12 protein-coding genes are annotated in these 14,366 nt (G+C 39.9%); 2 read left to right on the forward strand and 10 right to left on the reverse strand.

Going from position 1 to position 14,366, the window contains the following annotated elements; genetic code table 11:
• Positions 1 to 364 precede the first annotated feature (364 nt).
• The 4 genes from JOC94_RS20155 to JOC94_RS20170 all read right to left on the reverse strand — a co-directional run bounded on the left by JOC94_RS20155 (position 365) and on the right by JOC94_RS20170 (position 3,295).
• Positions 365 to 1,117 (reverse strand): (S)-benzoin forming benzil reductase, encoded by a 753-nt coding sequence (locus JOC94_RS20155; protein ID WP_205180238.1) that lies wholly within the window; start codon positions 1,115 to 1,117, stop codon positions 365 to 367.
• Positions 1,118 to 1,155: 38 nt separating this feature from the next.
• The gene (locus JOC94_RS20160) at positions 1,156 to 1,665 is read right to left on the reverse strand and encodes a flavin reductase family protein (RefSeq protein ID WP_205180239.1); all 510 of its coding nucleotides are present in this window, start codon (positions 1,663 to 1,665) and stop codon (positions 1,156 to 1,158) included.
• A gap of 541 nt (positions 1,666 to 2,206) precedes the next feature.
• On the reverse strand, positions 2,207 to 2,935 hold the full coding sequence (gene nfsA, locus JOC94_RS20165) for an oxygen-insensitive NADPH nitroreductase (RefSeq protein WP_205180240.1): 729 nt from the start codon (positions 2,933 to 2,935) through the stop codon (positions 2,207 to 2,209).
• A gap of 186 nt (positions 2,936 to 3,121) precedes the next feature.
• Positions 3,122 to 3,295, reverse strand: a complete 174-nt coding sequence (locus tag JOC94_RS20170; RefSeq protein WP_171973916.1) for a hypothetical protein — start codon at positions 3,293 to 3,295, stop codon at positions 3,122 to 3,124.
• A gap of 735 nt (positions 3,296 to 4,030) precedes the next feature.
• Between JOC94_RS20170 and JOC94_RS20175 the strand changes: the two genes are divergently transcribed.
• Together JOC94_RS20175 and JOC94_RS20180 are read left to right on the forward strand one after the other, a co-directional pair.
• A complete protein-coding gene (locus JOC94_RS20175) occupies positions 4,031 to 4,729 on the forward strand; it encodes a hypothetical protein (RefSeq protein WP_236017166.1) in 699 nt (232 codons plus the stop codon).
• Positions 4,730 to 4,780: 51 nt separating this feature from the next.
• On the forward strand, positions 4,781 to 5,473 hold the full coding sequence (locus tag JOC94_RS20180) for a hypothetical protein (RefSeq protein WP_205180241.1): 693 nt from the start codon (positions 4,781 to 4,783) through the stop codon (positions 5,471 to 5,473).
• A gap of 338 nt (positions 5,474 to 5,811) precedes the next feature.
• On the opposite strand, the gene JOC94_RS20185 is transcribed toward JOC94_RS20180, so the two are convergent.
• The 6 genes from JOC94_RS20185 to JOC94_RS20210 all read right to left on the reverse strand — a co-directional run bounded on the left by JOC94_RS20185 (position 5,812) and on the right by JOC94_RS20210 (position 14,143).
• The gene (locus tag JOC94_RS20185) at positions 5,812 to 7,413 is read right to left on the reverse strand and encodes a methyl-accepting chemotaxis protein (RefSeq protein WP_077112010.1); all 1,602 of its coding nucleotides are present in this window, start codon (positions 7,411 to 7,413) and stop codon (positions 5,812 to 5,814) included.
• Positions 7,414 to 8,443: 1,030 nt separating this feature from the next.
• Entirely contained in the window at positions 8,444 to 9,811 is a 1,368-nt protein-coding gene (locus tag JOC94_RS20190; RefSeq protein ID WP_077112009.1) for an MBL fold metallo-hydrolase, read from the reverse strand.
• A gap of 95 nt (positions 9,812 to 9,906) precedes the next feature.
• A complete protein-coding gene (locus tag JOC94_RS20195) occupies positions 9,907 to 11,235 on the reverse strand; it encodes an ABC transporter substrate-binding protein (protein ID WP_077112008.1) in 1,329 nt (442 codons plus the stop codon).
• A gap of 100 nt (positions 11,236 to 11,335) precedes the next feature.
• Positions 11,336 to 12,160 carry a carbohydrate ABC transporter permease gene (locus JOC94_RS20200; protein WP_077112007.1) on the reverse strand — a complete coding sequence of 275 codons (825 nt, stop codon included), beginning with the start codon at positions 12,158 to 12,160 and terminating at the stop codon, positions 11,336 to 11,338.
• Between the two features lie 11 nt (positions 12,161 to 12,171).
• Positions 12,172 to 13,065: a carbohydrate ABC transporter permease gene (locus JOC94_RS20205; RefSeq protein WP_077112006.1), complete on the reverse strand. Its 894-nt coding sequence runs from the start codon at positions 13,063 to 13,065 to the stop codon at positions 12,172 to 12,174.
• The gene (locus tag JOC94_RS20210) at positions 13,031 to 14,143 is read right to left on the reverse strand and encodes an ABC transporter ATP-binding protein (RefSeq protein ID WP_077112005.1); all 1,113 of its coding nucleotides are present in this window, start codon (positions 14,141 to 14,143) and stop codon (positions 13,031 to 13,033) included. Before JOC94_RS20210 ends, JOC94_RS20205 begins: the two co-directional genes overlap by 35 nt.
• Positions 14,144 to 14,366: the final 223 nt, after the last annotated feature.

The following is a 14,366-nucleotide window of genomic DNA, read 5'->3' on the forward strand; positions in this document are numbered from 1 at the left end:
AAAAATAAAATACTTGAGGTTTATTTCTTATGCCCAGATATTCCATACAAAGTAAATTGAAAAGTATTATAAAGATACTTGACTAATCGTAGGAAGGGGCTTGGACATAGGCAAATACGAAATAGCAAGGGGCTTGGACAAAACCCTGTAAACATGAAACAAACCGCATGGAATCAAGTTTAAAACCTTGATTTCACGCGGTTTTATTCTCGCGATTTTACGAATATCAATCAGCTTGCAACTTGTGTCCCAGCACCTTAACCTAGTATGAGCCTTTCACTTAAAAGGTCATAAGAGATGTTGCTATCATTATTGTAAAATAAAGGGCACTTTTCTTTAAATGTTATGACTATATCCCCAACGATTACATATTTCGCAAATCTGTGACGACATCGACTGAGGAAAAATCATGATGTTTCACCAATTGGACGAGTCTTTTTGCCGTTTCTTCCGCTGAACTGAGTAATCCTTTTTCTTTATACCCTTTAAATTGATCAACAAGTTCAAAATTTTTCCGATCCGTAGACCGGATTCGTTTCTGCATATCCGTATCAATGATGCCTGGAGCAACTGAAACAATTTTCACCCCATAAGGCTCCCGTTTTTGCTCCAACGAAACAGCCCGGGAATAATGGTCAAGACCCGCTTTCGCGGCACAATAACTGCTCCATCCCGCATAGGCATGCCTGCCTGCTCCCGATGACACATTTACGACCCGTTTGGGAACATGTTTGTCTTTTAATCTGCGAATAAAAGCCGAAGTTAAAATCATCGGAGCTGTTAGATTAACCGCAATGTTTCTTTCAATTTCCCCAACAGGATTGTCTTCCGTATTCCCGATCGGATCAATCACTCCGGCATTATTGATGAGTGTGACAGACTCTGGATAGTTTGGCATATGTGCAATCATGTTGTCCATTAAGCTGTCCAAGCCGGCAGTTTCGGCCAAATCATATTTTATAAAAGCGAGATGTACTCCCTTTTCTTCTACCAGCGCAGCCAACTCATGATTCTTTGAGCGGGCTGTACAAACAAGGATGTGATTTTCATGTAAAAGTTCTTTTGCGAGCGCCAAGCCAATACCTCTTGAAGCACCGGTTATAAAGAAAACTTCCATCGTCGACCATCCTTTCTGAATAAAAGTCTTAAGCACGATTAATTATTTTCAACATCTGTATAAAATTCCGCCGGAATCGATCCGAAATGGCGTCGATGATACAGCATCGGAATGCGATTCTCTACTTGAATATCCAACACTTTCCCAATCAGAATCGTATGGTCGCCGGCTTCGACCGCCTTAAACAACTCACATTGCAATACGGAAAAAGCTCCTTCAATGACCGGCAGGCCAAATTCGGACTCGCTCCATTCGCATTGGCTGAATCTATCTACATTAGGTGTCGCAAATGTTTTGCACAATTCGACCTGATCCGCCGCAAGAATGTGAACCGCAAATTTATCGCCCTTTGTAAAAGCCTCGAGCGATGAAACGCGATGGTCGATTGACCAGAGTATAAGAAGCGGATCGAGAGAAACGGATGCAAAAGAGTTGACAGTAAGTCCAACTGGTATATTTTCGTCTGTAAACGTCGTAACAATTGTTACTCCGGTAGGATAGTTGCCAAGCGCTTCTTTAAATAACTGCTGTTTTTCTTCTTTCGTCATCTTTTAATTCCCCTTCTTCCAAATTCCTCAAACTTCTTTTATATTTTAAAATATTTCAGTCATGCGGTTGCGCACATCAGTTGTTGAAGCATTGCCTCCCCTGATCTGGTAAGCCCTTGCAGGAGAGTATGCATGATAAGCCAACCGTTTTTGCTCATAACTTCAAAAATCAAGCAGTCGTGTTGACGACCAAATCACTGTAAGCTGAGTGACATGTCCCGCCTCCGTGATACCGGCACAAATTGCGCCGACTCGAACACGGACCTCTCAGGATTCACATTTGCTCCCGCCGTAAAGCCCTCATTTTTCGCAAGCCCAGTAATTCTGTCTTCATCCATCATTTTACCATGTTTTAAAGAATACGCGCATCCCTAAGGAAAATGGATGAAATCCAACTGACAGGCTCCATGCAACTCAACCGCTTTTTTAGCTACCATATTACGGCGATCATGAACCTTAGGGACCGTCCCTCGGGATGGTTTTCATGTGAAAGAATCTTTTATGGAAATTGAACGTAATCCCCGAGCCGTCAACCGACCGCTCAAAATTTCAAGAAACCTTTTGACTGCAAGAATCTTAGCATATATTCTCTGCGATTCTTTGCCATAAATTCCGCCATCACATCCGTCCAGGCATTGTCTCGTTTATTCGCTGTCCGCTGTTCATAATAATCTTTCATGATGTTATCGTAATCTTCCAGAATCCGCTCATATTTCTCCTCGTCATATGTATCTTCATGTAAAATAGCTTCGACCGGGAGACGCGGCTTTACTTCGTTGGATTCATCCGGCACGCCAACCGTCATCCCGAACAATGGCACAACAAATTCCGGCAATTCAAGCACTTCGCTAATGAGTTCCGGATTATTCCGCACCCCTCCTATATAGCAAATTCCATACCCTTTAGATTCTGCGGCAATGACAAAGTTTTGAGCGAATAAAGCCGTATCAATCACTGAAACAAGAAAGTTTTCAGTCAATCCGGCTCGTATATCCTTTTTCTGAATTCTTGCCGCATGTTCCAGTCTCTTTAAATCGGCACAAAAAACAAGCGCCAACGGAGCAGAATCAAATTGTTTCTGATTTTTCGACAGCTCGGCCAGCTTATTTTTTTTGACAGAATCTTTCACCCTGATGACGGAATAAGCCTGGACAAAATTGGAGCTTGCCGCATGTTGTGCAGCGTGAAGCATCTCATAAAATATTTCATCAGAGATGGGTTCGTCTTTATATAGTCGAACAGATGAATGTGACTTTAACAGATCAAGCATACAAACATCCTTTCTTAAAACATTTCGCAATACATCAAACATCATCATAACAAAGTTTGACTGCCCTTACAGTATATATGCTTGGCAGGACAGCGGTAACTCATCAACTATATGACAAGCCAACGTTTTTTTGACTGCTGATCGATCATCGTTTTTCTTCCGAAGTATCATTCCTCTCTCCCGATATCATTTCAGGACTTCCGCCGCAAGGACTACTTCTTCGTCCTGTTTTGGTAATCCCGGGCGGTACATTAACAATCGGCCGACCTGTTCCTCAGCCGCCATTTTTCTCTTAACGAAGCCAGCCCCCTCAGATTGAGCGTCCAGCTCCTTCGAGTTTAACAAAAGTAATGTTGTCACTGCTGCGTGTTTCTTCTTTACCGCTTACTGATTTGATTGTTCGTGGATCTCGTTATATTACCTTATTATTTTTCAGCTTCGGAAAAAATAAAGTTGTCATCATCCTGATACTTTACATCGGATGCTGCTCCTCCTTTATTTTGTCTGAAACAACGCCCGCTTCCTTTTTCGATTCGAATCTTTTTCTCCCTTTTACCTTATTATTACAACCGCCAACTCTTTTTTACTGAAGCATAATGCTCCGGCTTTTGGCTGCATGCGACGTTATACAAAAGGGTATTGCTGAAAAAATACACGTGATCCAATTCATTTGATTTTATCGCTATTTCACATGTCTATTTCCCTTCCATTATATTCAAATCGAAGATAAACAGAAGGCAACTAGTTCCCTGAATATGCCTATTAAAATATGTTTGTCTGCGATTGGAATAGATTTTGCCAGCAAAAAAAACGGTTTGGACGATTCGCCTGCATAGCATATGTACAAAGAGCTAGCTTTACATTTTCGTTTATTTTTCTCATTCTTCTTCTTTCAATTTCGATCATATAATGCAAACTTGAATCCTCTGCCCATAGACTAATTATTTATTTTCAAGATTCGGCATGAGAGTTTCCCACATTCAAATATAGTCACATAAGGTTAATGAACATTCCTTATTTTGATTAGAAACCCAAACCTTGTACAACACCGGTCATATTTTAATATGAGAACAAAGTATAAGGGAGTGAAAGCCTATGAATCAATCGTATAGAAGGGGTTATGATAGCGACGACATGATCTGTGATTGTGAAGCTTGCAGAGCAGATTTGAATCAAGTAGATGATCACCTCCGTGAAACAGAGCAAACGAATAATAGCATGGATGAAATGATGCGGCAATCCGCTGATCGTTTGTATCGAATTCCAGTATTTTTAAGCAGACCCAATGTTTTAAATGCTGTCCAAGAAGCATTTATGAGGCGTTTGATTCGTGAAATCAGAAGAGAGCTCTTGTTCCCCAGGACATTGCCGAGAACCGAACAATACCCAGAAACGGTTTTGGAAAATGTTAGGCGTTTAGTTAATTCGAGTTATGGCTTAGTTGCAACGAATCTCAAACAATTGGAAGTTGATGTATTAGGAACGAATACCGGCAGATTTCCAACACCGAGAATAGAGTGGTTAGGATCGGAATTTTTACAAATCGAGCCAAGTATGGCCTATCAACGGGGGCTGCCTCTCCTTCTTATTAGAGAAAGAGGCGTTGAAGGTACAGGGATTTGGAGTCCGGGCATTGCGCCTTTTTTAATCTTTTTAGAGTGGGACCCTTCCCAACCTCTGAATGAGTTTTTCAATAGTAACGCCTGGAAAGAGGTATTAAAAAACTGGGCGCATGAGGTGAGAAATGGCTACTATATTCAAACAGAACCGGAATTTAGATACAAATCATGCTGACTGGAATAATGAGAGTTCAATACGCCATCAATCAACAAGGGGGTACAACGAGTGGCAATATTAACGAGAGGGACATGTGTTGGGGTATTATATCGGGCTAACCAAGGTGCTTCGTGTAATACGAGCGGCTATTGCGTTCACAATGGGAGATTAGTAGGCGGCGTTTTAAGTATCGACAACAACACGATACGTGTGAGCAGAACTGTTAACAACGCTAATTTGCAGCAATATAGAGGGATCATACTAAGCCATTTGGCCATTAATGCAAATAACCCAAGCGGCCGGCCACGCCAACAATATTTATATTTTACTACAAACCAATTGCGGAAAGTTTTAAGAACACCCTATTATGGAAGCTGCCAAACAGCTACCCGCGATAATGTACGGGATATTATTTACCCCGGAGAATGCGTTGGCATTATGTATTATGATGTAAACGCGAATCGATACAACGTTCATTTGGGCAGGTACCTTTATTGGGTCGGACAAAGGAGACATTGTATATTGGATGAGCGACCACAAAGTACCAACCGGCAATTTTTAAGAGCAATCTGGTATTCTCACTGGATACTGGACCCCGCCAACCCGGCAAACATTATACCGACACCCACTTCCAGAAGCCATGCCATGGGAGAACGCCGAATTTTCGTGTATAAACTCAGAATTCCTGCAAATGGTCAATCTATACGGATTCAACGAGTCCCCGGGTCTAGGCAACGGCCAAGAAGAATCATATATCAATAGATGCGGGGATCTGACTGAATAAAGCAAAACAATCAGCAGGCTTTTAGTCCGCTGATTGTTCGTTAACCAATCGGATGTTTATTGGCAGTTGATCTGCCATTTACTATTCTCGCTTTATCTCGAGTTTTTAAAGAAAGCCCCCTGCAATTCATTATTTGCTTTATCAATCGTTGAATCTTCTTTCGGAAGCGACATTCAACCAGACATGAAATAACTATTTGGAATCAATCATGAATTCACCAATCGAGAACATTATTTTTGGCGTGATGGCCAAAAGACTTTACCGACATAAACATGAAAAGCCCCGGTTAAAAACCGGGACTGGTTACTTATTATGTTTACCTTATTTTAAAGGACTCGACAGACCGGTTAAGCTGTTCAGCAAGATCGTTTAAAGCCTGGGCCGTTGAGGCTGTTTCCTCGCTACTTGCCGCCGCTTCTTCAGTCGTAGCAGAAATGCTTTCAATAAAGGAAAGAACTTCCGCTGATTGTGCCGCCTGCTCTTCGCTGGCTCCGGCAATCTCCGTCACTTTATTTCCGGTGTCGTTCACCACGTCGATAATTTCTTTAAACGCCTCTCCGGATTTCTGAGTATATGTCAGACCGTCCTCAACCGCAGCTACGCTTCTATGCGTGTTGTCCTGCATCTCCTTAATGATATCGGTGATCTGTTTTGTCGCTTCCCCGCTTCTTTCAGCCAACTTGCGCACTTCATCGGCCACAACGGCAAAGCCACGGCCTTGTTCTCCGGCGCGGGCAGCTTCAATGGCCGCATTCAAAGCCAATAGATTCGTCTGATCCGCGATATCATCTATCACTTCTATTATTTCTCCAATCTTATTGGAGTCTTCTTCCAACTGAGCCACTCGTTCACTAACAAGATTCGAACCTTCAACAGAAGACAACACTACTTTTTCCCCATCTTGGGCGACTTTAATGGCTCTATTAGAAAGTTCAGCAGCCTGTTCTGTATTTTGTGCGACGGCACTGATCGCATCCGATAATTCTTTAAACAACTCATTCATTGTTTGGGCTGAATTCGCCTGTTCGGTGCTGGAGCTGGCAATCTCCTCAGTAGCAGCGGATACTTGGGACGCAGAGGCTGAAAGATTCCCTGCCGCGCTCAAAATGTTTCCGACAGTCTCCCTCATCTGAAACACCATTTTATTCAGGGACTCAGCAAGCCGTCCAATCTCATCATTCGTTTGGATATTGGTTGTTACAGTCAGATCCCCTTGCGCCACCTTCTCCAACAAATCCGCCATGTGATCAAGCGGACGGGCAATGATCCTTGTGAGCATCATTCCCAAAGCAATACAAATGATTAATGTGATGACGACGATGGCAATCATGATTTTTATCGTAGTGGAAAAAGTTTTATTAGAATTATCATATTCTTCTTTCGAAAGCGACATGTCCAATTCCCATATCTCTTCGAGACTATTTGTTAATCGATTGTGATAGCCATACAAATCGTCATCCAGTTGTGGAAAGCTTCTCCGATCCGCGACAACCGACTGGATTGCTTGATCCATTAAATCGTTATAGGCTTTGAAGTCCGCCATAAACATGTCATGAAACTCTTGCGCCTCCTGTTGCGCTTCTTTAGGTTGATTTTTATAAGAATCGGTGTAAATGCCAATATCTTCTTCAATATCTTTCCTGACTTGCTTTAATTCTTCGGTCTTTGCCTCCAGGTTCTCATTATCCTCAGAAGTGGCTATGTCACGCCAAGTAATCCTTAATTGCAAGAGTCCATTCTGGGCTTGTGCCATATTTTCCATTGGCTTCAATGCATCCGTGTACATTTCAGAACCAATATCATGAATTCTACTCATATTTGCCATGGCATAAATGCTCACACCGGCAAGTATGACAGCAATGAGAATAAAAGTCGACAGTAATTTAAATGATGTTTTTTTATTTAGGAACCAACGCATCTTTATCATCCTTTCGCTGTGTTTCTTCGTTCCACGATCTCTATCCCTGTTCGGTGAAGCGTCCAATCAGGAATGTAAATGTTCCAGAAATTCCAAGAAGAGTATATAAAGCCGATGGTAGCCCAAATGTATTCAGGTCTTCACACATGATAAACCGCGTATATATAACAATGGCGCTTTTCCGAGGAATAAAACGATTCCAATCGGCTTATAGGCACCCTCAAAAAATAAGCATCCTTGGAAGTTGGATCTTCATGTTTGAATCAAACAAAAATTTTATGTTACATGCATTACTCAATCATACTCCTTTCGAACAGCCACAAAAAAACCCCGTATAGGGGACAATATTGTGGACAGAAAAGTTTTATCGGTATAGTAACTACGAGCGGAGCAGCCTGACATGTTTCAGTAATGTCAGTAACAATTTTAACTGCCAGGCTACATAAAATGATCGCCTTATTTAATGTATCGGCTGATTTCATTACAATAATAGTGTTTTTTTAAAAAAATCATTGACAATTGAATGAAAAATGTAAATCCGTCAGCCAGATTACCCGCGTTCGGTCGAACACCGGACTGTAAACACCCCTCGAATTTATCTATTTCCGTTCCTTGACCGGGGGGGGTGACAAGCAGAATACAATGCGAAATAAACATATCATTTTGATGTTGTGGGTTTATTGATGGATACTCAAATGTTATTGAAGACAGTTTGAGCACTTTTGCTGGATACTGCATTGGCGCCGGGAAATCTACTGTTGATCGGCATGTCGCCATGGCAGGGAGCACAAATTGATTCCAACTGTGTAACGTAATCCGGCTTATGTATTTTCAAGCGGGAAATGGCCAACCGAAGTAGATGACAGGCAAGCATTTAAAAAGGCCCAAAAAGACACTGTTCCACGTTTTTAAGAAACAGCGTCATATCATTAGACCGGGCTTAAACGAGCGAGTTCCACCTGTCAGGCATTAAAAAGTGAATCCTTTTAACTTAAAAAAGCATGAATTGTCCGACGGAAAGATCGATTCTTCATATTTGTTTTAAATGATTTTCTTCATAAACGTATGTTACTTTTTCTTTTGGATAAAAAACGGTTTGGTTTGGACTGATTGGTTTTATGAGTTCTGGATATTGGCTATGCCATGGAATGACAATCTTTGGCCTAACTTGTTCAATGTATGTTAAGATATCTTTTTCAAGCGCATGACCAGATACGTGTAAAGGTTTGTAATCAATGTCTAAATGATTTAAGACAGATAGCAATTTTGGATAATCCGGATCAAAGTTGCCCAAAGGAGTTCCGTTTGTATGTATATAAACACTTTCTTTCAAGTCAAAATCTAATAAATTTAGTATGTTTTCAAAACGATTTTGCACAAAATAATTTCCAGGGCGAACATTCATTTCCGCCGGAGTAATCCTTGCATATTTCATCAGCAATTTTTTATTCCAATCTGTTTTTTTTATCTTGTTATCGTAAATTAAAAAAGACGGATTCTCTAAAAATGTATTTGCTAGATAGGCTGTTTCCAACTCTAAAACCGCTGTACGATTCGTTAATGTTGCTACTTGGAGAATATGATGTAAACGCTCAATATTACGGTGATACAGATTAAAAAATGCCAATCCTTTGTATTCACTTAAAAGATGTTTGCTAACTTGTATGATATCCGTTTCTGTTTGACAAAGTGTATCCGTATTTTCTTCCTTCGTTGGCTTAATAGTCGTTCCTTCTATCAAAAGAATGTCTATTTGTTGCTGGCTTATACTTTTTATTAAATGATGAAAATACTCAGGATGCAGTCCATGCAACCGAAAATCTCCGGAATATAAAATCTTGAGATCCGGGGTTTCAATTAAAAATGAAGCAGCCCCGATAATATCGTGGTCGATTCGATACGGAGTAACAGAAATCGCTCCAATTTGCAGCTTTTCCGCAAACTGGAAGGACAGTACTTCACGGGAAAAAGTCAAGCCTTCACCTATATTTATTAAAGTATCGTATAGCTTTTTCGATTCCGCGGACATATAAACGGGGACAGATGGCGCCAAAGTATCAATAGCGCCCATATGATCTAAATGAAGATGGGAGATCAATACTGCTGTTGTCATCTTTGATTTTTCATAGGGCACAGGCTTTTTATTGAAAAATGGTTCACCAGCCGATAAGTCTTTATTCGAATAAACTCCATCCATATTAGGAATCATAGCCAGTTTTAATAAATCCGTGATATACTTGCTTTTTTCTCTCGTATGATCGGCGTTCACAATCAAACTAGCTGGATCATAAACAAGCCCAAAGTCAAAAATAACTCGGTTGTTTCCAAAAGTGATTTCTGCGATATTTCCACCTATCGTACGTAATCCACTCCAAAAAGTAATGGTCGTTTTGTTCATAACACGATTCTCCTTATCATGATCAAAATAATGAGTAAAGGCAGGGTACGGTATGCCCCTGCCCGATCCGACTATAATTCAGGTAAAGTCTTCTTTTATTTTTTTAGTTCTGCATTTGAACGTTCTTGGGCATCTGCCAAACCATCTTCAACAGACTTTTCATTCAATAAAATCGTTTCGAATTCCTCAATCACAATATTGCGGACAGCGTCTCCACCTTTAACACGCGCAGTAAAGAAACCGGCATCAAATTGTGCTGGTCCCGCTTTATAAGCTGGATTTTCTTCGACATACTTTTTATATTCCTCTAATTCTTGCGCAGAATAGCGAACAGGCAAATAACCTGTTTTCATTGACCATTCTGCAGTAACTTCAGGGGTTGTCAAGAATTTCATAAACTCCCAAGCCGCTTTTTGTTCTGCTTCATCTATTTGATTAAACATGACGATATCATTTCCGGCAAAAGGAGTAGCGGCTTTACCTTCAAAAGTCGGCAAGACTGCTGTTGACCATTCCATATTTCCTTCGACGGCAGTGCCTACGTGCGGGATCCCCGCAGAAGAACCAATGTACATAGCGACATCACCGCGTCCAAACGGATTCGACATATATTGGTCTTCACCGGCAGTACGTGCTAAACCGTCATCAATCATTTCCTTCATAAAGCTCAATGCCTTTATTCCTTCTTCTGAAGCGAACTTTGCTTCACTAGTGGCCTCATCAATAAAAACACCACCCATTTGTTCCAATAATCCTTGGAATTCTAATTCAAATGAATTTTCAAAGCCCATTCCGATCGTCTTACCTTTCGTCAGTTTTTCGGAGGCTTGAAGAATTTCTTCCCAAGTTTTCGGTACTTCGACTCCATTTTCCTCTAATATATTTTTGTTATAATATAAAACTCTTGTACTTTTACTAAATGGTAAGCTGTAATAAGTATCGTCCCATTGACTAGATTCACGGAAGACGTCGACATAATCATTTAATTCTTCTTCGGAAAGTCCCTTTTCGCTATCTTCAATAAACTCATTTAATGGTGTGATCAAATCATTAGCTATATACTCCGGGATGGCTCCTGTAGCCGTTTGTGCTACCGCAGGTAATGTTTTTGCTTTTGCAGCTGCCATTGTTTTTTGTCTTAAATCATCATATCCGCCTTGATTGACAGGTTTGATCGTAATATTTTTATGCTCACGATTAAATTTTTCAACTAGAGCATTCATAGCTTCTTCATGTGGCCCACTCATTGCGTGCCAAAATTCAATTTCGACTAGATCCGTTTCTCCTTCTTCTGAAGTTCTTTCTGATTCTTTATTTTCATTATTTGCTGTGGCTTCTTGCCCTTTATTTTCTCCTCCACCACAAGCACTGAGCACGACAATGAATAATAGACAAAATAGGCTGAAGGGTAACCATTTTTTCATCGTATCTCTCCTCCTATACTCTTATTAGTCATCAAACGATCCATGAACGCCTCAAACGAAATTGCTTGGCATCACCCCCCCAAAAAAGTCCTTTTGAGATTTAACCTTTTAATCCAGCTCGAGCGACACCAGCGACAATATATTTTTGCATGATAAAAAAGAGTATGATCATAGGAAGTATAACCATAGATGAGGCGGCCATTAATAATTCATACTTAATTCCTGCTTCTGTCGTAAACGCCGATAAACCGACAGGCAACGTGCGTAACTCTTTAGAATTTGTAACAATTAAAGGCCAAAGAAAAGCGTTCCAACTATTAATGATTTTTAAGAGAGCTATCGTAATAATGGCGGGTTTGGCAAGTGGAACCATCACATACCACAAAAATGTAAAATCCCTACACCCGTCGATTTTGGCCGCATACGATAATTCGTTTGGAATGGTTAAGAAAAACTGCCGAAGCAGGAAAATGGCAAAAACACTTGCAATCCAAGGAATGATTAATGCTTGATATGTATTAATCCAACCTAAATTAGATAATGTCACGAAATTAGGAATGATCAGAACCTCACCTGGAACCATCATCGTTCCAAGCAGGATGGCAAAACAAATATCCCTACCAAAAAAATTGATTCGTGAAAAAGCATAGGCGGCCAGAATAGTAGTCAGTAGTTCACCAACAGTACTAAGCAGTGTCACAATGACACTATTAACAAAATAGCGATCAAATGGTGCGACTTCTAGCGCTTTTAAAAAATTATCCCATTTTATTTCACCAGGAATCCAAATGGGAGGCATTGCCATTACTTCATTAGGTGCTTTGACTGATGTGCTAATCATCCAAATAAAGGGTAATATCATCAAAATGGCTCCCAAAGAGAGTAAAAAATAGATCGTTCCTTTAGACAAAGCATCACGTGTCATTTGGATTCCCCCTAATTGTAATGTACGAACTTCCTGCCGATTAATAATTGAACAAGTGTAAAAATAAACACGATCATAAATAGGATAAATGCCGCGGTTGATGCAAGACCAAACTGCCATTCCTCATAGAACTTTTGATAAACATAGTAAACAACCGTTAACGCGCTATTGGCAGGACCAGGTCTTCCACCAAATAAGGCAAAGATTTCATCAAAAACTTTAAAACCATTTATGATCGAAATAATGGACACGAAAAACATAGTCGGAGATAACAAGGGGAGCGTCACAGATGTAAACCGATGCCAAGCTGAAGCCCCATCTACTTTTGCTGCCAAATAATACTGTTCATCTATGTTTTGTAAGCCAGCGAGGAAAATAATGATATTAAACCCCAATCCTTTCCAAATACTTAAAATGATTAAGGAAGGCATGGCATAGGTCGGGTCAGTAACCCATTTGATCGGATCTATACCAAAAAAACCGAGGAAAAAATTAAGCAAGCCATAATCCGAATGAAATATCCATCCCCAGACAATCGCTACAGCCACCACTGAAGTAACATAAGGGAGGAAATAGATCGTTCGAAAAAACCTAAGAAATTTTATTTTGCTATTTAATAACATGGAGATACCAAGTGATAGGATAATCGATAAAGGTACGACACCGACAACAAATATAATCGTATTTATCAGGGCTTTAATAAAATTCGGATCTTGAAAAATGGCGATGAAATGATCAACACCATAGGCATGAACGATATTGGCGAAATAATCATAGTCTACATAAAAGCTCATTAAAAATGATTTCATAATGGGATAAATATTAAATGGAATTAGGATAATAAGGGCGGGTAGTAAATAAAAATAAGCTTTAAGCGTACTCTTCCAGGTCGGTTTGATCATCATCAACTTTTCCCCCTTTTAACCGTTCACCCGTTTCACTAGAAAAATAATGAATCTCTTCTTCCTCAGCTCCCAAAAAACATACATCGCCAATCTGAAGTTTCTTTTTGGGATCAACTAAAGCCCGGACAGTGGATTCCCCTAAATCGACCCGTATTAATGTATCACGGCCAATTGTCTCAATATGAATGATGTCCCCTCTAAACAAAGAGTTGTTCTGTGTGGTAACAAATAAGGATTCTGGCCGAATGCCCATTTTTAAAGTGGTTCTGTCAAAATGTTTTAATCTCGATAAATGTATCGGTTGTGCTGTATGCTTTATTTTGTAATGCTCATTCTGACGATGTCTTTCAACAGTGATGAAATTGATCGGGGGATTTCCTAAAAAGGAAGCAACGAATTCGTTTGCAGGTTTTTTATACATTTGCTGCGGTTCGCTATCTTGTTGCAGGACGCCATTATTCATAATCATGACTCGATCTGAAATACTAAGTGCTTCCTCTTGGTCATGAGTGACAAAAACAGCAGTAATTCCAACTTCTTGTTGAATTCTGCGAATCTCTTCTCTCATTTCTAAACGAAGACGTGCATCTAAATTGGAAAGAGGTTCATCTAATAATAATACATTGGGTTTTTTTACCAACGCCCTTGCGATGGCAACTCGTTGTTGCTGTCCACCGGATAATTGTCCGGGCTTTCGATTCAGTAAGTGGCCAATATGTAGTAATTCTGCCATTTCAGTAGCTTGTTCCCTCGCTTCTATTTTGTTCATTTTTTTCATTTTAAGAGGGAACATAATGTTTTTTAAAACAGATAAATGAGGATATAATGCGTAATTTTGAAAGACCATACCGACTTGTCTTTTTTCTGCATCAAGTTCAGTGACATTTTGATTACCAAAATAAATCCTTCCCGATGTCGGTTTATAGAGTCCTGATAACAGCATTAATGTCGTACTTTTTCCACAACCACTTGGTCCTAGTAATGAAACGAGCTCTCCATCCTTTATTGTTGTTGATAGGTGGTTCACCGCGGTTATATTATCAAAACGCATCGTTAGGTCTTGAATACGAATATCCATACGTCTGCTCCTTTCACAAAACTACTTAAATATAGTTTAATAGTAGCAAGCTAAAATCAATATAACGTTAAGATAGCGTAAAATAATTCTTTACAATATTCCATTTTCGAAAGAAAGATGTTATGATATAATCTTGACCTTATATCCTATTTTCGAAATGGTTTAATAAAAATGGTATTTTTAAATATACAAAAAAGACTGATCCCAACAATTTAGGGATACA

Source organism: Siminovitchia thermophila, from assembly GCF_016909185.1.
Lineage (GTDB): Bacteria > Bacillota > Bacilli > Bacillales > Bacillaceae_C > Siminovitchia > Siminovitchia thermophila.